We start from the raw sequence: 21,869 nt of genomic DNA, 5'->3' as shown, positions 1-21,869 counted from the left end.
GAGCTCTGTAGGGGAAGGGGATACATTTTTGGAGCGAAGAAATTTCCTGATGCCTGCCGGGATTGGATTGGTTTTTTTACTTTCTATAGCAGTATTTATCGGGATTTATATACAAACCTTTCCTAGTCGGGACATGCCCATGGCGAAGCGGGGATTACTCGATTTGTCGAGCTGGGATTTTCAAAGCCAAGGCTTGGTCAATTTAGATGGGGAATGGGAGATATATCCGGGGGAATTGCTATCACCTGAAGATTTTCGACGAGGGCTACATGCAAATGTCTCGTATCTGGTCGTACCTGGGACGTGGAAGGGAGACCGTGTCATCGATAGTATCGACAGGAAAGGCGCTGCAACCTATCGATTACAAGTAAAGCTCCCAAAAGACGGGCAAATCTACGGATTGAAAACAAAAAGCATTCGGATGTCCCACCGATTATTCCTTAACGGAAACGAAGAGGGTGCGAGTGGACAGCCTGCTGTAGTGAGTGAAGCCCATCAACCAGGAAATACGCCCTATACCGTGTTTTTTTCCGCAGATGACAAGGATCTGGAGATTGTCATTCAAGTGGCGAATTTCATGTTTTTCACCGGGGGGATTGCGAGCTCTATCCAACTAGGTTTGGATGAGGATATTGCCATTTTAAACAGCACCTTGCTCGGAACAGATATCGCCTTTGTCGTAACACTGGGGATCATGGCTGCGTACCATCTTAGCTTTTATTTTCTCCGCTTGAGGGAGCGAACCTATTTATTTAGCGGCAGCTATATGATTCTTCTTGGTATTTATCACATGGTTTTTGGTGAGAAGGTGCTGCTGCAACTCTTTCCTTCGATTCCTTTCACAGTTGCATATAAGGCACAGGATGCCTCCCTATTTGCGAGTTCAATCTTACTCGCCCTATTTTTCTGTTCCATCGATACAAGGGTTCTATCCCGCAACTGGCTGGTGAAGCTGACAGCGCCCATTTTTCTCTACATTCTTGTCATTCTCGTCTTGCCGTACTCCTTCTATACGAATTTGAAAGGGCCTCTCTTGATTTATGTGCAAATCATTCATTTTTTCATAATGGGTAGGCTGATTTATTTATCTGGCAAGAGTCAGAGGGACTCGTCCGACCGAAAAGAACTGCTGCTTTTCATTGGGGCGAGTGTTTCCATGTCGATCGCTCTCATTGACGGTCTCTTATACGCAGAAAACATCGTGCCCACTGATCTTGCAGGAAAAATCGGCATCCTCTATTTCATTACCTTCATCAACATTCTTTTGGCCGTTCGATTCACGAATGCGTATGAAAAGACTGAAATTCTCTCCCATCAATTGAGGATTTCCAATCAGATCAAAGATGAGTTTCTGACGCATACTTCGCATGAGATGAAGACACCGCTTCACGGGATTATCAATATTACGTCCCATTTACTAGAAGATGAGAGCAATGCGTTGTCTTCCAAACAAAGACAAAATCTTTGGCTCGTCAAGGATACATCGATCAAGCTGTCCATGCTAGTTGGTGATTTACTCGATGTTACTCGCTTGAAGCACGGGGAGCTACGCCTCCATTTCTCGATTGTAGATATCAAGGTCATCACCCAAATTGTCTTTGACGTACTGCAATTCGAACTGCTGGGGAAAGATGTCCGGCTGGAAAATGAGGTCCCCGCTAACATTTGGGTGTATGCAGATGAGAATCGGCTTCGTCAAATTATGTATAATCTTGTGCACAATGCCATCAAGCATACGAATATAGGCTCGATTAAGGTAACGGCGGGCGTGGCAGGGGGACAGGTTCGTATCTCTGTAGAGGACACGGGGATAGGAATTTCACCGGATAAGCACGAAGCCATTTTTGATTACTTTGAGCAGGTGGACCAACTATTGCCACAGGATGGGTATACAGGCATGGGCGTAGGCTTATACATCAATCGCAAGCTGGTTGAACTCATGGGAGGGGAGATTTGGGTAGAGAGCTCGGAGCTGGGCAAAGGCACCCGTATGACACTTACGCTAGCGACGGGGCAGCAGCAGATGGTGACACAGGAGCTTGCTGCAACGGCTCAGGAGAGGCTTCGGGAGGCAAGTGAGCAGATTCCTCTCAACATATTGGATAACCACCAATACACCATCATGATTGTCGATGATGAGGCATCCAACATTCACACCTTGCTGAACATCCTTTCCAAGCATCGCTATAATGTCATTTCCGCCTTTTCGGCAAGAGAAGCCATGACGAAAATCAAGGAGCAACCCCAACCTGACCTCGTCATTCTGGATGTGATGATGCCAGGAGTATCAGGGATTGAGCTGTGCCATTTGTTGCGAACGCAGTATTCGATTCTTGACTTGCCGATCCTGTTTGCATCCGTTAGAGATACCCCACAAGACATTGCACTCGGCTATAGAGCAGGGGCGAATGACTATGTGACCAAACCGTTTGATGCGGAGACACTCATTGCCCGCGTGCAGACATTGCTCTCGATGAAGACCTCCATTCAGGAGGCAATTCGCAATGAACACGCGTTTCATCAGGCTCAAATCAAGCCGCATTTTCTCTATAACGCTTTAAGCAGTGTCATTTCTTTCTGTTATACCGATGGAGAAAAGGCAGCGTATCTCATCACCATGCTCAGTCAGTACTTGCGCTATATTTTGGATATGGATCGGACGACGTTGTTCGTTCCGTTATTTCGGGAAATGGAGCTTATCCATGCTTATGTAGATATCGAAAAGGCTCGTTTTGGAGAAGGCTTCGACTTTGTATGTCACGTGGACGAAGGTATTCTTGAAAAAGAGATTCCTTCCTTGAGCATCCAACCGTTCGTAGAGAATGCGATCCGGCATGGATTGTTCGAAAAGGACGAAAAAGGTCATGTGACGCTTACCATTGTGGACGGAGGTCATTACATCAAGGTCATGATCGAAGACGATGGGGTCGGTATAGCAGATGATCTCTTGTACCAAATATCAAAAGGAGAAAATCAAAAAGGAAGCATCGGCATCCAAAACATCCGCAGACGATTGGATACCATTCCTGGAGCTACCTTGAGTATCACCTCTGAAATGGGAAAAGGGACAAAAGTCGTCATGCACATACCTACTCCTGAGGAAATGAATGCTTGATCCATGAACCTACTGTCTTTTCCTTCTGTACCTGCTACAATAGCGTAGTATAGAAGGAAAAGGAGGCGAGAACATTGAGACTTGCAGGAAAACAAGTGGTTTGCTTCGTCGAAAGTGAATTTGAGGATCTCGAGCTCTGGTATCCGGTGATGAGATTGCGAGAGGAAGGCGCTACGGTCCATTTTGTAGGCCCAAAGGCAAATCACGTCTACATAGGGAAGTACGGTGTACCGTGTGAGGCCGACAAAGCGATGGCAGAGGTCAATCCTGCCGACTATGCAGGTGTACTCGTTCCAGGAGGGTGGGCACCTGACAAGCTGCGTCGCTATCCAGAAGTGCTGTCGTTTGTGGTTGCGATGCACGAGGCGAAAAAACCAATTGGGCATATTTGCCATGCGGGGTGGGTGCTTGCTTCCGCAAAAATTTTACGCGGGGTAACGACTACATCTACGCCGGGCATTAAAGATGATATGGAGAATGCAGGAGCGATTTGGATAGATGAAGAGGTTGTGGTAGACGGTCATATTGTTGGTTCACGCAGACCGCCTGATCTGCCTGCGTACGCCAAAGCGTTTGCTGATTTGCTGGCACAACAATAGGAAAAGTGGAAAAGGGCTTGCTCGGATAGACGGGTGAGTCCTTTCTTGAAAGAAACTCCAATCGAATAGGGGATGATAGGGTGTTCCATAATCGGGAGCTACTCCCAAAAGAAAATCATAGGCCAAGCAGCAAAAATCTATCTGACAATGTACGTTCCCCACAAAATTCCCCCCGAAATCTGCCACCCGTTTTACAGCTCGCCAAAAAAGTAGGAAACAAGGCAATGACGCAGCTGTTGCAAAATCAAAAGCAACCTCGAATGCCAATCATCCAAAGGAAACTCAAACAAGAGAATCTCAATAAAATGAAAGCGGACCATCCAGATGTATTCGAACAAGAAGATTTTGAAGAAGCCGTTGGAGATGACGGGAAGTTTACGGATGTGCAAGCAGATAAAGGACTTCCTACTTTTTGGGGGATGTTAAAGGAAGTGTACGGGGAAAAAAATTTGAATGCAAAGGTATTTGCCAAAACAAAAAAAGAATTGGGAGATACATGCGACCGTCCTCATTCTGTTACCGCTCTTATTACAAAAAGTGCCTCTAAAAATGACCGTGAAGGCTTAAAGTTGGTAACAGCCATTGGAAATCTTGGAAATGAAGAGATTCTCATACGGGAAGGCGCGATCAGCGGGTTATTGGCTAGCTACGACGGAGGTCATTTGGTTGGCTATCAGATCCTCAGAGGACAAGGAGCCGATCAAGAATGGAATGTAGCCCCGCAGGATACAAAAAATAATCAACAATCCTATAATAATACAATCGAGGAAATGCTTCGTGAAGCGAAAATTGGAACAAAGTATGAGTACACGGTAGAAGTAAAATACGATCAATTGAACTTCAGTGTAGACCAGGATCAGCTATTAAAATTGGGGATCTTGAAAAAAATAGACGCGGACAAGCCGTGGGAAATTCAGCTTCCTGTCAGAATACCCTTCAAATGGGAGGCAAAGGCAGAGATGCTCAACAATGGGCAATTTGGTCGTCCGACGGTAGGGGATTCCTCCTATGATCAATATTCAGAAAATATGGACGAAAGTAATTTGGATTATACGGAGAGTGATTATACGGCGAGATACCATTTGTCGTATTCCGTAAATCGCGGAGAAGACAAAGACTATACGAAGAAGTCCAGTGAATTGGAAGATACGAAGGGCGTTTCAGGTATTCGCTTTTCCATGCATCAAGCCTTGATGTCAGATCATGCGAAAAATAAAGATCCGATAGCATGGAAAGGACGGGAAAGGGTAGCGGACTACGGGAGTGTACAAGACGGATTGGTGGTAGAGTCTGCGGGTATTCGAAAAGCAATCGAGAAAATGTACGAGAAAAATAGACAAGATTTTATCGAGTTTGAAGCCATGGAGGATGCAGACCAACCAGAAGCCTTTGAGCTAGCTCCTGCTGTTGTGATGGACAAAATGGTTGATGAAGGATACAGAAGCTGTTTTATCCAAGAGTTGCGAGATGCTGAGATTGAGACGGAATACGATGAGCTGAAATATGCAAATGAAAATTATTTGGAATCCTTTTCCATGAAGGATGATGACTTGAATAGCTTGCAACTGGAAAAGGATCATCTGAAAGACATTGAAACAAAAATGAACGCAAAAGATTCAAGCCCAGACCTGCTGAAGGAATGCAAAGCCCTGCTCCAAAAGCAAAGCCGCGTTTTACGGGTCATCCTCAATCATAGACGGGAAAGAATGACGTATGCAAAGATCGTCAAAAAAACACGTCCTATCTATAAAAGAAAATGGGAAAAATCGGTCAAAAAATCGATTGACGCACATGAAAGATTGAAAAACATGAAGATGAAAAGAAGAAAAACGCGGAGTGAGGAACAAATTTTACGAGACTTCGAGTGGAACAAAAACAATTGCAGGCGAATCGAGACATTTGACGGATATTTGAAGGGGGATATTACATTGCGAGAACTTGAAATCGAATGAGATAAACACCAAGCCGAAACATGGTACATTTCGGCTTGGTGTTTTATGAACCGGAGTTATTCCGTTTCTTCCACGGCGGATCGCCTAACTCATGAATTTTGTTATTGATTTTAAAAAAAAGATAGGGAATCAAAAACGCCATGATCGTTCCTGCGAAGGTCATATAGGGAGGAACTACGCCTAAAAATTTGAGCATGGAATCACCTGTTGTTTTGGCGTTCGGTACGGTTGATTGCACCGATATTGCGTAAATAGACTTTTGCTTGAACTTTTATTTCACTTTTTTCATACAGATGCTGCCCCGTTTCCCAATCCCGCCGAATCTTTTTCCAAAGCGAAAAATAATGCTGCTTCAGATAGTTGCCAAGCTTGATGACATCCACTTTCATCTGCTTATGGACCTTCCTGATGGTATCATTACTCATTCGCTCGATTTCTTCGGCAAACACTTGTTCAAGCTTTTCCATCGCAGTGTTATTCAGAGAATCCATTGTGGCGTAAGACTCGGCTAATGTGCCTTCACACTCGATAGTTATCGTGAATTTCATGTGTTGCGGATCGCGTAAATCTGGTTCAATGCTATGCTTGATCCCTTGGATGTTCATCGAGACAAGATTGTTTTTTAACTTGCCTTTTACCATACCTCCGCTAACTTTTCCCGTGAGAAAATTCAGCCCTTCCGTCTCTTCTTCCCCGAGAAAACCAACCAACTGATTGTCATGGGTAAAAACAGCGGCGCCTGCTAATTTTACCTCCTGCTCTTCGGGTCTAATACGCGGAACCACAAAACTGTACGAACTGAGAAGCTCCTCATGGACATCGCCCAATCGGGCCTCTGGGAGCATGCGGGAATTTTTTTTGACGTTTTCTCCAATCGAGTTGACGTAAATAGCGGGCAGCTTCTCTGTTTTCGGTTTGACTTCCAGTACTTCTTTAGCGAGGCCATTTGAGATAAATACCTTGCTGCTTCGTCTGGAATCTGGATCACGTAGATAGAAATCGAGTGCTCTGGCAAAACCGTTTTTCGTACGGGCAACGTCTTCGGAGACGATCAGGATCTTCATATGCTGATAAAACGGAGTTCTGCTGGTCCGGGTAGCCAATTCGCGGGAAATCTCGAAAAGAGAGTCTCCCTCGGATACGAGGTTGAGGTAAGCCTCATTGGCTGTGTTTTGACCACCGCCGCTTCCTTGGCCGCCGGAGATCAATCCACCGGGGACGACGAATTGATGGGTGACGAGAAAGCGCTCTTTTACTTGAGGTTTGTCTGGTGCCTCTTGTTTGGCTTGCTGCTCGGCTTCTTTTGTACGAGGTTTATCAACCGCTACGCCTACCACAAATCCTCGTTCCTCAATTTGAACCTGATCCCAGCATCCAGCCAGCAAAGTCGATAAAAGCAGGAAGATGCAGAAAGCAGTGAGCTGTCTATTCATGACCCTTTACACCTCGTATGACAGCGATGAGGAGCAGCAAAATCGGACATAAATAGACGAGGATCATTCCGAAATAAGTGATGCTATCTGCAAATGCGAAGAAATCAACCAGGTTTTGCGGAAGCATCGCGACAAAATAAATCATGGGAGAAAGAATGAGCACCCAAAACGTTTTGCGCACCTTGTGGAACATGGAAGATAAATTGAGCACGGTAATATCGAGCCACATCGCACATGTGTTGAAGATCGTCATGATCCAGATGGTGAAGAAAATGGACTCCACCCGCTCAAAAAAACCGCCGGGGATTTCGACCTCTTTTGCCAGCTCGATGGTTGGATAGGTCAGGTTCGTCGCAACCTCCGCAGAGAATACTCCGATGGCGAACATGTAGATGGTCATGTAGAGCAGAATGGGGATCGAGAGACCTAACGTCACGGCCTTTGCCCCTTCCTGAGGCTTTTTCATCAGCATGGTGTAAAAAAGGATAATCTCAAAGCCCGAATAAGACAGTCCGACTACTCTGGAGCCTTCCAAGAGAGAGCGCCAGTCTGATGAAAAGAAGGGACGGATATTATCGATCTCAAACAACTGGGTAGTAAACAGCAGGACGATGAACATGACGACAAGAACTACAGGCAAAAACAGCAAGTTGAGCCGCAGCATGGCAATGCGTGATCCAATCACGGAATATTGAACGATCAAGAGAAACGAGAGCGTGATCATTTCCACCGGGGTATTGTAGAACAGATACTGTTTGGCGATGTTTCCGATTGCCCTGATTTCAAATGAAACAAATAGCATCGTGTAAATACAGACGAGAAAGGTCAAGATGTAGGCGATCGGTTTGCTTGCGATGATCGAGCTGTATTCAAAGAAGCTTTGTCTCGGAAACCGAGCAGCCAGCTTGGCAAGCAGCCAGCCAACCAGACACGCGCAAAGACCGCTAATCACGACGGAAATCCATCCATCGAATGCTCCGGTTGCCTTGGCTAAGGAGCGGGGAAAGGTCAGGATGCCGACGCCGATTGTGACTGAGGCAATATTAATCCCCATATGATTTTTGCTGATCATTTTCTCCGCCAAGGTTTCTGCACTCACTTACGACCCTCCTGTACTCATTCTGTTTTCATCTTTCGTGTGAAGGGCATCTGGTCGGGTTTTCAAAAAGGTAACAGGTGCGCGCAAAATCATATCCTTCCAATCCCTTGGCATCTGTGGAGCAAGAGGCGCCAAATAAGGGTACCCGATGCTGGTCAGATTGGATAAATGAATCATGATGGCAATAAAGCTAAGCACCACGCCATAAATACCAAAAATGGCCGCCATAAACATGGCGAAAAAACGAATCATCCGAAAGGCGATGGCAAGGTGATAAGCAGGGATGGCAAAAGAAGCGATGGCAGTGAGGGCGACGACGATGACCATGACTGGACTGACGATGCCCGCAGAAACCGCAGCATCACCGATGACGAGACCGCCAACGATTCCGACGGTTTGGCCGATCGGCTTCGGCAAGCGTAATCCCGCTTCCTGCAACAGCTCCATCGTCGTCACCATCATGATTGCTTCTACGAATGCCGGAAACGGAACCCCATCACGTGTGGCTGCAATCGAGAAGGCGAGATCTGACGGGATCAAGCCGGGGTGGAAAGTGACGAGAGCGATATAGAAAGCGGGCGAATAGACGGCCAGAAATGCTGCCAAATACCGCAACAGCCTGGCTAATGAACCGACAATCCAACGCTCGTAGTAATCCTCAGGTGAGTGGAGGAGCAAGCCAATCGTCACCGGCAAAATAAGCACCATGGGAGTGCCGTCCACCAATATCGCAATGCGGCCTTGAAACAATGCTGTACTCACTTTATCGGGCCGCTCTGTGTTATGAATCTGCGGAAAAGGCGACAGAAAATCATCTTCAATCCATTGCTCGATAAAACCGGACTCTTCTATCTCGTCAACATCGATCGTAGATATTCGCCGTCTCACTTCATCCAGTAGTTCTGGATCAACGATGTTTTCAATGTAGGCGATAATCACATCTGTACGGCTGCGTCTGCCTATGATAGACCCTTCAAAGCGCAAGTTTGGGTCTTTGACGCGTCTGCGAATGTGGACGGTATTGTCCCGGATACTCTCCGTAAAGCCATCCCGCGGACCTCGCACCAAGCCTTCGGAGACAGGCTCCTCAATGGCCCGCGTTTTCCATCCCTTGCTGTCGATAATAATGACTTCGGTCGCTCCATCTACAAAAATGGCTGTATCCCCGGAAAGAATGCCTTCGAGTATTTTTGTCAAATCCGTTGCTTTCGATATTTCAACAACAGAAAGGACTTCCTCATAAAGCATCCGGACAATCTCATCAGGTTCAGTCGGTACTACTTTGGAAGCAGTCGAGATCATCAACTGGATTTGTCCAAGGACTTGCGCATCTAGCATATCGCAGTTCGCCAATCCATCAATCGCAATCACGGCACAGGAATGTGTGGTGTTGCCGATCGTAAAGGAACGAATTAATAAATCGTGTGGGCTGCCGAGCACAGTCTTAAATGTCTCCATGTTTTGTTGCAAACTGGTCGATAGTGCAAGTGCAGGATCATTTCGCTGCTGCAAACGCTGTGTGATAAGAGAGGGAGTTTTCTTTTTGCGACGCTGTGACAAAAATCTGCGCATCATTTTAAGTTCCTCCCGTTCAGATTGCGAATATCATGTTAGTGCGATTTTTTCCAGATGAGAGGAAAATTATGCGGAAGAATAGGCGAATGCTAAATCTTTCATAGTTTTGAATTGAACTCATTTGTGACCTATGGTACATTCGGCATGGTAGAATAGAGTGTAGGATAAAGGAAGTTCTTTTGAACAGGCACAAGTAGAGAGAGTAGGAACGATGGAGAAGGGTGGAATAGAAGTGCTTGACAGTCAAGTATTGATCCGGGAAACGGACTTTTCCCGACTGGCACATACATGGGAAGAACTCGCAGAAGTAATGAAATCGCAGGGTGACGAAACCACGCCGCACAAGCTCATTCAACTGGCCGCGAAAACAAAACACGCTGAACTGAATATTGCGTTTTGCGGACATTTTTCCGCTGGAAAATCAACGATGATTAACACGCTTCTGGGTGTCAACTTGTTGCCGTCCAATCCGATTCCGACAAGTGCGAATGTCGTGAAGATTCGGGGCGGAGAAAAAGCGGCTCGCGTCTTCACCATGAACAGCGGAGTCCTTACATTTGATCCAGATACAGAGATGGAGAAGCTCAAGCAGTTTGCTGTTGACGGAGATACGGTTGAATCCGTAGAGGTCTCTTATCCGGGAACATTCCTTGACGAATACGCCAGCTTGCTCGATACACCGGGCATTGACTCAACGGATGCCGCACACAAAATCGCTACGGAATCTGCTCTGCATTTGGCGGACGTCGTCATTTACATGATGGATTATAACCATGTTCAAGCCGAAGAGAACTTCAATTTTACGAAGACGTTGAAGGACCGTGGAAAGCCAGTCTATCTGGTTGTGAACATGATCGATAAACATATTGATTTCGAATTGGATTTCGATAGTTATAAGGAAAGTGTCGAGGAAGCATTCGCGACTTGGAACATTCATCCCGATGGTATTTTTTACACGTCGCTTGCGGAGCCAGATCATCCTGAGAACATGTATGCGGATTTTAAGGGCATGCTCTCGCAGTTGATCGCTGATCGTGAAAAGCTGGTTGGCACGAGCGTTCGCAGTGCTGCCGAGCATTTGATCGAGGAACACATCCAAGTAGTAAGAACAAGCCAGGCAGATCAACGCCAGCAGTGGGAAGCCCAGCTGGATGGTCTGGAAGTAGAAGGCATCGACAGTCGTAATCGAGCGGCTGTGGAGAAAGCGCTTGAGCAGGAGGAAGCGACTGCAGCGGCTCTACAGCAGCGCGCTGAGGATGCCCGACTTCAGATGGAAAAAGAGCTGAGTGTACTCTTGGACAATGCTCGTTTGACTTATTTCAGCACAAACGAAGCAGCACGAAGCTACTTGGAGAGCCGTAAGCCGGGCTTCAAGGTGGGATTGTTGTTTGCAGGCAAGAAGACGGAGGAAGAACGCGCACGTCGTGAAGAAGCGCTTCTCGTTGAGTTCCGCGAAAAAGTGGCGGGAAATCTCGACTTCCATTTCAAAGAATGGCTTGGCAAGCAGCCGCAAGTGTTTGATTTGCGGAGCGAAGAATATCACGCCAGCGTGCACGCGACCAAGATTGAGATTACAGGAGAGTTCCTGAGCAAGCACATCAAAGAGGGTGCTGCTTCGAGTGAGTACGTCCTGAACTACTGTGCGGATATTTCCAGCGGGATGAAGCTGGAGTACAGACGAGTGGGTCTCTCTTTCATTGCACAAGTGGTCGAGATGATAAAGGAGAAAGTGCGTGTAGAAAGTGCAGCTCAAGGCGAGCGTCTTGGCGTATTGCGTGAATTGGCAGCACTGCATCAAAAGCTGGCTGGACTGGCAGCGAGAGAAGAAGAAACCAAGGGTCGTCTGTTGGCGATTATGCGTGGAGGAGAACAGGTAGCATGAATCAACTACGAGACAAACTAATTGCGGCAGCAGAGCGTCTGCGACGCGCAAGTGAAGAAGTCGTATCTGTACCAGGGATGCAAGCACAGGCACAGGCGATGCTGGATCGAGCAGATCGCCTGACTGCCAATCGTTTTACCGTTGCACTGTTTGGCGCATTCAGTGCAGGGAAATCGTCTTTTGCGAACGCTTTGATGGGCGATCTCGTGCTGCCAGTGTCACCGAACCCGACAACAGCGGCTATCAACAAAATCATGCCGCCGACAGATACACATCCGCATGGCACGGTTCGTGTCGTCATGAAAGAGCGTGAAGCCATTGAGCAGGACGTGATCCGTTCCTTAGCTGTCTTTGGTATGACCGCTACTGATCTCGAAGGGGCACTGGCTGAGCTGGGCAAGATCGACGTCGCCCAAATCCCGCCAACGGCAAAACCTCACTACACCTTTTTGAAAGCTGTTACAAAAGGCTTGCCAGAAATGTCGGCTCATCTGGGCGGCGAGCTGCTGGTTGATATGCAAGCGTTTAAAGGGTTTGTGGCAAAAGAAGAAAAAGCTTGTTTCGCAGAGTACATCGAGCTGTTCTATTCTTGTCCGCTGACTGATCAGGGAATTGTTCTGGTAGATACCCCTGGTGCTGACTCCATTAACGCACGTCACACAGGTGTGGCGTTTGAATACATGAAAAACGCGGATGCGGTTCTGTTTGTGACGTATTACAACCACGCCTTTGCACAGGCTGACCGCGAGTTTTTGCTGCAAATGGGTCGCGTCAAGGATACATTTGAAATGGACAAAATGTTCTTTATCGTCAATGCTTGTGACCTCGCAGCGAATGAAGAAGAATTGCAGGGTGTCCTAACCCACGTAGAGAAAAACCTCCTCTCGTGCGGAATTCGCCTCCCACGTATTTATCCGGTATCGAGCCAGACTGCTCTGTTGGCACGTATGCATGAAAAAGGCAAGCTGGCAGCTTCTGCTGAGAAAGTATACCGCCAGCGCACGAATACGGCTGAAGGCGAGCCGCTAATGCCAGCAGATGAAGCATTCAAGTTCTCTGGAATGGCGTCGTTTGAAGCAGAGTTCCTCCGCTTTACGATTGAAGAGCTGACGCAAATTGCTGTGAATGCTGCAATCGGTGAAATCCGTCGCGCCCATGATACCTTGACTGAATTCATGCGTATGGCACAGTCCGGGGAAGACGAGCGTCTATTGCGCAAAGAAGCAGCAAGCAACGCCAAGACACAGGCTCTGTCAGCTGTTGAAGCACTGTCTACCGCTTCGTTCGAACGCGACTTGGCAAAAGAGCGCGAGGAGCTGCTCTACTACGTTCGCCAGCGCTTGTTCTTCCGTTTCAATGAGCTGTTTAATCTGGCTTTTAACCCGGCTGTGATTAAGGACGATGGACGCAACATGAAGCAAGCACTGCAAGGATGCTTGACTGATCTTCTGCGTTCGATCAGCTACGACTTGGCGCAGGAGCTGCGTGCCACTACCCTTCGTTTGGAGAAATTCACGAACAAGCAGGGCACAATGCTTGTTGCGGCGTGGCAAAAGGATGTACAAGGTTATGCAGCAGGTTTGACCTTGGCACCTTATCAGCAGAGACAGGTGGAAACATTGTCCTTTGCAAACGAGCTGCCAGTAGCCGAATCCGCATTTGCTTCCGCGATTTCCTTGTTCAAAAACACGAAAGACTTTTTCGAGCAGGATGGCAAAGCAAAAATGCGTGACGAGCTGGAGAAGCGGATGCAAGAACCAGTGAGCGGATATGTAGAAATCGGAAACAAGCAATTGGATGAGCAGTTTTCTACGCTGTTCCAAGAGCTGGTGGCAAGTGAACGCAATCGCGTCATCGACCAGATCAACGAGTACTTCACAGGTCTGTTTGCGGCTCTTGAGATGAACGTCGATCTCGACGAGCTGGCTGCAAAAGTGAGTCGTGTGGCTGCTGAGTTGGAATAGAGAGGTTTGAGAGTGAAAAATGAAAAGGGCAGTTCCCGGATCTTGTAACGACGAGGGGATTGCCTTTTTTCTGTTGTTAAATAGAGCATGTCACATGATTAAATGGAGTAAAGGAGTCATCAGATTCTCCTCTTGTAGTTCCATTAATCAAATCTCCTTTTTCCCCTCATAGCTGATCGTCTAAATGAATGACGGTTGATTTTGTGTGAGGATCCGCGTGTCTGGTGAAAAAACCTATGAGCCAAACCGCAATCAAGACGAGTATCGTACCGGTCACGGTGATTATAAAATGACCACCTGTATGAATGAACAAAAAGATAAGACCAATAAAGCTTAGGTACGAATGTAATATACTAAATACTAATGCTGCCCACCCTGTAAACAGATGAAAATGGAAGATATGTTTGACGAGCGGGCCAAGTAAATGAAAGATATCTCGATAATCACCGCTCGCCATATTCGGATGACCGCCACTGATAGGAGGAACTTGGTGCATTTTTTGTGGTGTGGTATAGAATGAATAAAGAATAAACATTGCAATAACCGTTACGAAAAGGACCGCGGGTAGCCAAGGTTTTATTTTTTTTCACAAAAGTCACCTCTGTCTTTAAGTTGGATAAATAGTAGCGTAGAAAACTTAACAAATCCTTAAGTTGCGAGGATGTGAACTTTAAGGAAGAGTTAAGGGTTGTAAGACATAATTGATCCTCAGTATGAAAATAGATGTATTGATGTGGGGTGAAGTGATGTTGCGTTTGTTAGTTGTAGAAGATAATCTCCCGTTGAAAGAATCGATTATTCAAATATTAGTGGATGAGTTTAAAGTAGATGGAGTATCTGAAGGGGAGGAAGCACTCTTTCTAGCCATGCAAAATATTTATGATGCTATTGTGCTAGATGTGATGATACCAAGAATGGATGGCTTTCAAATTATAGAAAGCATGCGCAAGGAGGGAATTAAAACGCCAGTATTATTCTTGACAGCGAGGGATTCATTGGAGGATAGAGTGCAAGGTCTGGAGTTGGGAGGAGATGATTACCTGACCAAGCCTTTTCAAATGGCTGAATTAAAAGCACGCATTCGAGCGCTGTTAAGAAGGAGCGGCAGTTTGACGACTGATCATACTTTAAAGTACCGTGGCATCCAGTTAGTTGGTAAAGAACAGGAAACCCTAGTAGATCTGGTGCCTGTAAAATTGACATTAAAACAATACGAATTATTGGAATACCTCGTACAAAACAAGGGCATCATTCTGACAAAAGAGCAGATTTATGATCGCATATGGGGATTCGAGTCAGATACAACAATATTAGTTGTTGAGGTTTTTGTGCATCATCTTCGAAAAAAGCTGGAGCCCTTCGGATACCATAAAGATATTCAAACCATTAGAGGCGTTGGGTATATGTTAAAAGAACAGTAAGGGGAAGAATATGTTCAGACGAACGCATATGCGCCTTACCATTATGAATTCAGTTGTTTTCATAATGCTTATCGGTTTGCTAGCTACTGTGATCTACTTTTTCACCTATGTACAATTGTATAAGGATGTTGATCGATCCCTGTTAAAAACAGCTGAGAAGTTAAACCCGCAGCCTAGGCCTGAAAGAAGCGATGAGCCTAGAAGTAAGCCCGGGAGTCAGCCTGGCGCTGGAGCAAAAAAAGGACCTGAAAAAGGACCGGCTCTCGAGGAATTCTTGTTTGAAAATGATCCGCGTGTCATTACGCTTGTCTGGAATGATAAAAATGAACTGATTAATACTGGGCCAGGAGTAGATTTCTTCCAAAAAGCGAATTTCGTCAAGAAGCCAAGGCACTTGGATGATGGAGAGATTCAGGAAATTCATGTTGAGCGCTTTGCTTTTCACGTGAAAACCTTGAAAGTTCATTCCCCGAATGGGGTAATAACGGTACAGTATCTCCGCAATGTAAATTCAGAGCAGGAGCTTTTGGACAGATTGCTCGTCATTATTATCATCGGAAGCTGTATCGGGGTCGTATCTTCTGTGATTGCCGGTTATTTTCTTGCAGGTCGAGCATTGGTCCCAATACAAAATTCCTGGACAAAACAACAACAGTTTGTTTCAGATGCTTCTCATGAGTTAAGAACACCACTTGCTGTCATACAAGCAAAAACAGATTTATTATTTCGCTCGCCTGCTGCAACGATTCAAGAAAAAAGTATTGATATTTCCATGATTTCAAATGAGTCTAGAAGATTATCCAAACTGGTCACCAATTTACTTACCTTAGCGAGATCTGATTCCAATCAGATGGAAATGAAGAAACAGCCCTTTTTGCTTGATGAAGTTCTGCGAGATATTGTAGCTAACTATGAAGAAATTACTGTATATCAAGAGAAAGCGATCACTCTTCATACGCCAGTAAATGTCAGTTTCACAGGAGATAAAGAAAGGGTCCATCAGTTGATTCTCATTTTCTTAGACAATGCTATGAAATATACAGAAGCAGGAGGCGAAATCTCACTTATATGTGAACAAACTGCCTCCACAATTAAACTGAAGGTGAAAGATGATGGGATTGGAATGGACGAGAAAGAAATTCCAAACATTTTTGAGCGGTTTTACCAAAGCGACAAAGCAAGGGCGATGGCAGAAGGCTATGGTTTAGGGCTATCTATTGCCAAGTGGATTATTGACAAGCATCATGGAAAAATTACGGTCAGCAGCAAAGCAGGGGAAGGAACTTGCTTTGAAATTACGTTCCCTAAGAATCAAAAATAACAAAGTATTGGGTACCGATTCCATTGGTACTCTTTTTTCTTTTTCCTGCTCTTGTAGTTCTTAAGGGAAAGTTAAGACTGGAGGTCCATAATCGTACCTGTAAACAAAACATCTCATCATCGAAAAAGGAGGAGAATGGATGAAAGAAAAAAAAAAGAAGCGGAAAATCTGGAGGTGGCTGATCGTTGCTACTGTTTCAGCTGTCATTCTTGCTGGTGGATTCCGGGCTTTACATGCAACAGGCTGGATGAATAAGGAGATGCTCGCTTATCCGCATGTTAATCAAATCTTTGTAAGCTTGCAAGACAGAGGCGAGAAGGAATTGGTAGGACAAAGCGAACATTCCGAGCGATTACAACCCAAATCTGAAGGAAGGCGATTCCACAAAGAGGATATCAAACGAGAACATGGTGAGCGAAAACATCAAGCAGATGTTTGGGTATTCTTCCTGATTGCAGCAGGTCTTGTCATCAGTGGTTGGTTTGTTCGCAAACATGCAAATGAGAGTATCTGGAGAAAATGGACAGGCTGGCTTCTGATCTTTGTTGGGGTTCTTCCCATTTTACCATTACTTGTCATTGCGTTCGTCATTTACTGGTTATGTATACGAATCAGACCGCGTAAAGGGAATATCGTTTTCGTTGATGTACCACTTCACTCCCCATATTCAGGTGAGAATAGTAATTCAGCCATTTTAGATAAATGGGAAAAACAGATGTCGAAGGAGGAAAAATAAGATGGGTATTTTTAAACGGGTAAGAGATATTGTTGTTGCAGATGTGCATGAGGTATTAAATAAAGTAGAGAATCCAATCACTTTGTTAGATCAATATATAAGAGACATGGACAAGCAAATCGAAAAAGCTAACCACGCACTTTCCTATCAACTCTTTCTTGAGAAAAGATATGATCTTCTCATCGCAGAAGAAGAAGCAAACATAGAAAAGCGCACGAAACAAGCCAACCTTGCTGTTGATTGTAATGAAGATAACATGGCAAAGCTTGCCCTACAGGAAAGCGTAATTCATGAAAATAAGCGCAATCTGTACCAGGATCAATATGACGCGACAAAAAAACAGACAGCGATCCTGTATGAGCAAATAGATAAACTTAAAAACACCTATCAAGAGTTCCAATACAAAAAGCTGGTGTTAACATCCAGAGCCCACGCTGCAAAATCTATCAAGCAAGGACAGGAAATGTTGTCAGGGTTTCATAGCGACTATGCAATGAAAGGATTTGCGAGGGTAGAAGAGTTTGTCCAGAAGCTGGAAGCTGAAGTAGCTGCGAGTTCATACGTTTACGGTACGAAAGCTGTCGACAGGAAGCCATATATTGATCATCTTCTGGCAGAAACAGTGGAGGCGCAATTAGCAGAGCTGAAAAAAACGAAAGAAGTGAAATAAGAGGATGTGAAACGCAGACAAACTCCCTTTTTTGTTCAGATAGAAGGGAGTTTGTTTTTTGCGGTACCCGACAACCGACTGAACAGACTTCCGCTGCTGCATGATAAATGGCACCAACAAACACATAGCTCTTTCGTTCTGCATTCGACTTTTGGACGGTGATATCTTCCATATTGGGCATACAGTTTCCTCGTATAGGGAGTTTCCTATACAGATGGAAGATGCTCATGTTAAAAACAACCGTTATTCAAAAGTCTTATTTCCGATCTCCCATTCCTCCCGCAAAATCCCCATCTTAATCGCATCGTAATATTCACCACGAACAATCCTTGCTTTGCGTACCCGCGCTTCTTCCACCATGCCCATGTGAGCAGCCAGCTTGATCATCCGTTCATTGCCAGACCACGTACCAATGCCTAAACGGACGGTATCCATATGGGTAAACAAGTAGTCGATCCACATCCGAAACGCTTCCCGACCATAGCCATTCTGCCAGTAGCGGGAGTCGTAAATGACGATTCCGATTTCGCACCAGTTCGTCTCCTCAGATACCCAGTAGCGACCGACACTTCCTTTTAGCTCGCCGTCAATCTCAATGATCAGCTCGGTTCTTGGTGCATCTGTCCCGACGAGAGCGAGAGACTCCTGGTAGCGTGGGAGGGCACGATACTCTTCTTTTGTGTACGGATCAAGCGGTTTGTAGGGGCCATTCCAATTGAGATGTTCACGATCTTCTGCTTCGTATTTCCAATAGTAGATCGTATCCAAATCTTCTGCTCGAATATCTCGCAGAACGACCTTTTCTCCTTGCAAATGAATAGGCATGACTTGTTCTCCTTTCGTTTGGGTGAATCTGGTACAATCATTGTATAAGAGAACTGCTCCTATACATAGTGACAGTTTGGGAGAATTAGATGGGGACAGAATGGAGGGCCGCTGATGGAGTACATACCGATCATGGATGCACAGAGCAAAGAACCTCTGTATCAGCAGCTATACAAGCAATTGAGCAGACGGATTGCATCAGGAGAGATACCATCCGGAACCAAGATGCCGTCGATCCGTCAGTTGATGAAAGCAAGCGGCGTCGGAAAAAATACGATTGAAGCAGCCTATCAGCAACTGCTAGCAGAAGGATACATTGTGAGCCGGGAGCGAAGTGGCTTTTACGCTGCCGAGATCGAGAGATGGTCAGAGCCAGTGGATCAGGATGAGGAGATGGCCTTGTACTCGTCCATCTTGAAAAAGAAAAAAGGGGAGCATCTCACCTGTCGTTACAATTTTCACGGTTCTGTCATCGATACGAAGTCGTTTCCTTACGCTGCATGGCGCTCTTGCATGCTGGAGGCGCTAGATGTCTATCCGGAGGACTTTGCTTTTTACGGGGATGATCAAGGAGAGAGGGAACTCAGAGAAGAACTTAGTAAATATTTGCGCAGAGCACGTACGCTCATTTGTCAGCCTGAGCAAATTATCATCGGCACGGGTTTACAGCAGGCTCTCAGCTTTTTATGTCTGCTCTTGGCAGATCGGCATCGTGTGGTTGCGATCGAGGAGCCCGGCTATGCAGATGCACGGATTGTCTTTTCCCATCACGGCTATGAGGTCGTGTCCATCCCGCTAGCGGAAGAGGGGCTGTCCATTGAAGCCTTGGAGAAAAGCAAAGCAACGGTCGTGTACACGACGCCTGCCCATCAATTTCCGTATGGGATGGTGATGCCAGTCGGTCAGCGCCAACAATTGCTGCAATGGGCAAAAAGAAAGAACGGAATCATCATCGAAAATGATTATGATGGTGAATTCCGCTACAACGTACACCCTACGCCATCTTTGCAAGGAATGGATCGGGACGGTTGCGTTGTTTATATCGGCAATTTTTCCAAAGCATTTTCTCCAGCACTTCGCTTGGATTATACGGTACTTCCGAGGCAATTGCTCGGGCGTTATTTGGAAGCATTTCAGGCGTATCCTTCTCCGGTTTCCCGCCATTTGCAGCGGAGCATGCAGTTGTTCATGCAAAAGGGCTACTGGGAAAAGCATGTCCGAAAAATGCGCACCGTCTATCACCGCAAGCACGATGCATTGCTTCGGGCGATACAGACGTACATGCCCCGGGAAGTACGAGTATTGGGACAGTCAGCAGGGCTGCATATTTTGCTGGAGGTGGATACTTCCCGAACGGAGAAGGAGCTGATCGAGCTGGCCCGTGCGGCCGATGTTCGCATTTATCCGAGTGGGCACAACTGGGCCAATGATCCGACGAATGCACGGCCGCGAATCATCGTTGGATTTGGTGGAGTGGAGGAACAAGATATTGCGGTAGGAATCAGTCGTTTGGCAGAAGCTTGGTTTTCGTTATGATCTGCGCTTTTGCCGGATCTTCTCGTTCCGATGAGGGTCCCAAATCGTTTCAACAGAAAAAAGCAGCCTACGGCGTGGGACAGGGCAATTGTCCAGCGCATAGGCTACTTGGCTTTTTTTCGAAAAGGATTATTTCATGCTTTTTTGGTACTCATCAAACTGAGCGCTGACCTCATTCGAAGGCTTGCTGGTCAGTTGGCTGACAACTACGATGGCGAGCAGGCTAATGGCAAAGCCCGGAACCATCTCATAGAGGAAGTCCTTCAGCACATCAAAACGAGTCCAGATGATAACGGTAAGCGCGCCAGCGACCATACCCGCGAGAGCACCCCATTTGTTCATGCGCTTCCAATAGAGGGAGAGCAAAATGACAGGCCCAAACGAAGCACCGAATCCGGCCCACGCGTATCCGACGAGATCGAGGATCGTGTCATTTTTATTCAAGGCGAGCAAAAAGGCGACGACAGATACTATTAAGACGGACAGGCGACCAAAGTTGACCAGTTCTTTGTCGGTTGCAGAACGCTTGAAAAAGGTTTTGTAAATATCCTCGGTCAAGGAGCTGGAGGTTACGAGCAGCTGAGAGGAAATCGTACTCATGATCGCTGCCAAAATCGCCGCAAGCAAAAATCCGGTAATGAGTGGATGGAACAGGATCGTACCTAGCTGGATGAAGATCGTTTCAGGATCGCTTAACGTCCAGCCTTGCTTGGAGTACAGGGCAATACCGACCAGACCTGTCAGCATGGCGCCAATGACGGAGAAAATCATCCAGCCCATACCGATGCTACGTGCTTTTTTGATCTCACTCGTGGACGTGATCGCCATAAAGCGAACGATAATGTGCGGTTGTCCGAAATAGCCGAGACCCCATGCAAACAAGGAGATGATGCCGAGCAGGCTCGTCCCTTTAAAAATATCGAGCAAAGAGGGATCGACAGTGTGGATCTCGGTAAATGTTTCTCCCAATCCGCCTGCTGTAAGAACGGTCACGAGTGGAACGAGAATGAGCGCGATGACCATGATGAGTCCTTGTACAGCGTCCGTCCAGCTTACAGCGAGGAAGCCGCCAAACAATGTGTAGGCAATGGTGACCAATCCAACAATCCATAGCCCCGTTTGATAGCTCAAGTGGAAAGTGTTTTCAAACAACACGCCTCCAGAAACGAGCCCGGATGAGACGTAAAAAGTAAAAAAGATCATAATAACAAGAGCCGAGACAAGACGGAGCATCCGTGACCCATCTCCGAAACGATTTTCCAAAAAAGCAGGAATCGTAATCGAGTTGTTGGCAACCTCTGTATACGAACGAAGGCGGGGAGCGACGTACAGCCAGTTGGCATAAGCTCCGAGAGTCAGACCGATGGCAATCCAGGATGCGCTAAGACCTTGGGCAAACATGGCGCCAGGCAGGCCCATCATCAACCAGCCACTCATGTCGGATGCACCCGCACTGAGAGCGGTTACAGTTGGACCGAGCGACCGACCGCCGAGCATGTAGTCTGTCAGATTGGAGGTACGCTTGTAGGCATAATAGCCGATCAGGAGCATACCTGCCATGTACACAATAATAGATGCGAGCAGCATATTCATTGGCATCACCTCGTTGTGTTTAGTATTTGTGAAATTTATATGAACATCTTACACATTATCATGCCCAATTATAAAAATCTATAAGTAAACACAGAAAATTTCGTAGAAATCCAATAAAAAGTTTTTTACAACACGAAAAAGCCCGCGA

At 46.2% G+C, this 21,869-nt stretch carries 15 protein-coding genes; 10 read left to right on the top strand and 5 right to left on the bottom strand.

The features are described 5' to 3' along the window. The first annotated feature begins 28 nt into the window (after positions 1–28). From KB186_RS23915 to KB186_RS23905, 3 genes are all read left to right on the top strand, one after another. Entirely contained in the window at positions 29–3,115 is a 3,087-nt protein-coding gene (locus tag KB186_RS23915) for an ATP-binding protein (protein ID WP_483298227.1), read from the top strand. Positions 3,116–3,189: 74 nt separating this feature from the next. Continuing rightward, entirely contained in the window at positions 3,190–3,714 is a 525-nt protein-coding gene (locus KB186_RS23910; RefSeq protein ID WP_173610801.1) for a type 1 glutamine amidotransferase domain-containing protein, read from the top strand. 224 nt (positions 3,715–3,938) lie between these two features. After that, positions 3,939–5,666, top strand: a complete 1,728-nt coding sequence (locus KB186_RS23905; protein ID WP_229088132.1) for a DNA/RNA non-specific endonuclease — start codon at positions 3,939–3,941, stop codon at positions 5,664–5,666. A gap of 200 nt (positions 5,667–5,866) precedes the next feature. On the opposite strand, the gene KB186_RS23900 is transcribed toward KB186_RS23905, so the two are convergent. Genes KB186_RS23900 through KB186_RS23890 form a run of 3 tightly spaced genes read right to left on the bottom strand, consistent with a single transcriptional unit; the run spans position 5,867 to position 9,773 of the window. Continuing rightward, complete coding sequence (locus KB186_RS23900; RefSeq protein ID WP_232774506.1) at positions 5,867–7,099, bottom strand: Ger(x)C family spore germination protein; 1,233 nt, start codon at positions 7,097–7,099, stop codon at positions 5,867–5,869. Continuing rightward, entirely contained in the window at positions 7,092–8,198 is a 1,107-nt protein-coding gene (locus tag KB186_RS23895) for a GerAB/ArcD/ProY family transporter (RefSeq protein WP_173610804.1), read from the bottom strand. Before KB186_RS23895 ends, KB186_RS23900 begins: the two co-directional genes overlap by 8 nt. Then, positions 8,199–9,773 (bottom strand): spore germination protein, encoded by a 1,575-nt coding sequence (locus KB186_RS23890; protein ID WP_173610805.1) that lies wholly within the window; start codon positions 9,771–9,773, stop codon positions 8,199–8,201. It abuts the gene before it with no gap. A gap of 211 nt (positions 9,774–9,984) precedes the next feature. Between KB186_RS23890 and KB186_RS23885 the strand changes: the two genes are divergently transcribed. The 6 genes from KB186_RS23885 (at position 9,985) to KB186_RS23860 (ending at position 17,767) form a co-directional block, all read left to right on the top strand. Continuing rightward, on the top strand, positions 9,985–11,655 hold the full coding sequence (locus KB186_RS23885) for a dynamin family protein (protein ID WP_232774505.1): 1,671 nt from the start codon (positions 9,985–9,987) through the stop codon (positions 11,653–11,655). Further along, positions 11,652–13,619: a dynamin family protein gene (locus KB186_RS23880; protein WP_173610807.1), complete on the top strand. Its 1,968-nt coding sequence runs from the start codon at positions 11,652–11,654 to the stop codon at positions 13,617–13,619. The genes KB186_RS23885 and KB186_RS23880 overlap by 4 nt, the downstream gene beginning before the upstream one ends. A 749-nt stretch (positions 13,620–14,368) precedes the next feature. Continuing rightward, positions 14,369–15,040: a response regulator transcription factor gene (locus KB186_RS23875; protein ID WP_064201164.1), complete on the top strand. Its 672-nt coding sequence runs from the start codon at positions 14,369–14,371 to the stop codon at positions 15,038–15,040. Between the two features lie 10 nt (positions 15,041–15,050). After that, positions 15,051–16,361, top strand: a complete 1,311-nt coding sequence (locus tag KB186_RS23870; RefSeq protein ID WP_232774503.1) for a sensor histidine kinase — start codon at positions 15,051–15,053, stop codon at positions 16,359–16,361. A 139-nt stretch (positions 16,362–16,500) separates the two neighbouring features. Beyond that, positions 16,501–17,097 carry a hypothetical protein gene (locus KB186_RS23865; protein ID WP_173610809.1) on the top strand — a complete coding sequence of 199 codons (597 nt, stop codon included), beginning with the start codon at positions 16,501–16,503 and terminating at the stop codon, positions 17,095–17,097. Position 17,098: 1 nt separating this feature from the next. Beyond that, positions 17,099–17,767 (top strand): PspA/IM30 family protein, encoded by a 669-nt coding sequence (locus KB186_RS23860; protein WP_232774502.1) that lies wholly within the window; start codon positions 17,099–17,101, stop codon positions 17,765–17,767. A gap of 243 nt (positions 17,768–18,010) precedes the next feature. Here the strand turns inward: KB186_RS23860 and KB186_RS23855 are convergent, their stop codons facing one another. Then, positions 18,011–18,592: a GNAT family N-acetyltransferase gene (locus tag KB186_RS23855; protein WP_173610811.1), complete on the bottom strand. Its 582-nt coding sequence runs from the start codon at positions 18,590–18,592 to the stop codon at positions 18,011–18,013. A gap of 114 nt (positions 18,593–18,706) precedes the next feature. Between KB186_RS23855 and pdxR the strand changes: the two genes are divergently transcribed. Then, positions 18,707–20,128, top strand: coding sequence for a MocR-like pyridoxine biosynthesis transcription factor PdxR (gene pdxR, locus KB186_RS23850; RefSeq protein ID WP_173610812.1), 1,422 nt, complete (start codon positions 18,707–18,709; stop codon positions 20,126–20,128). A 129-nt stretch (positions 20,129–20,257) separates the two neighbouring features. Here the strand turns inward: pdxR and putP are convergent, their stop codons facing one another. Continuing rightward, the gene (putP, locus tag KB186_RS23845) at positions 20,258–21,721 is read right to left on the bottom strand and encodes a sodium/proline symporter PutP (RefSeq protein ID WP_173610813.1); all 1,464 of its coding nucleotides are present in this window, start codon (positions 21,719–21,721) and stop codon (positions 20,258–20,260) included. Positions 21,722–21,869 lie beyond the last annotated feature (148 nt).

It is taken from the genome of Brevibacillus sp. AF8 (assembly GCF_021270385.1).
GTDB lineage: Bacteria > Bacillota > Bacilli > Brevibacillales > Brevibacillaceae > Brevibacillus.
This window is presented reverse-complemented; position numbering and strand designations above follow the sequence as displayed.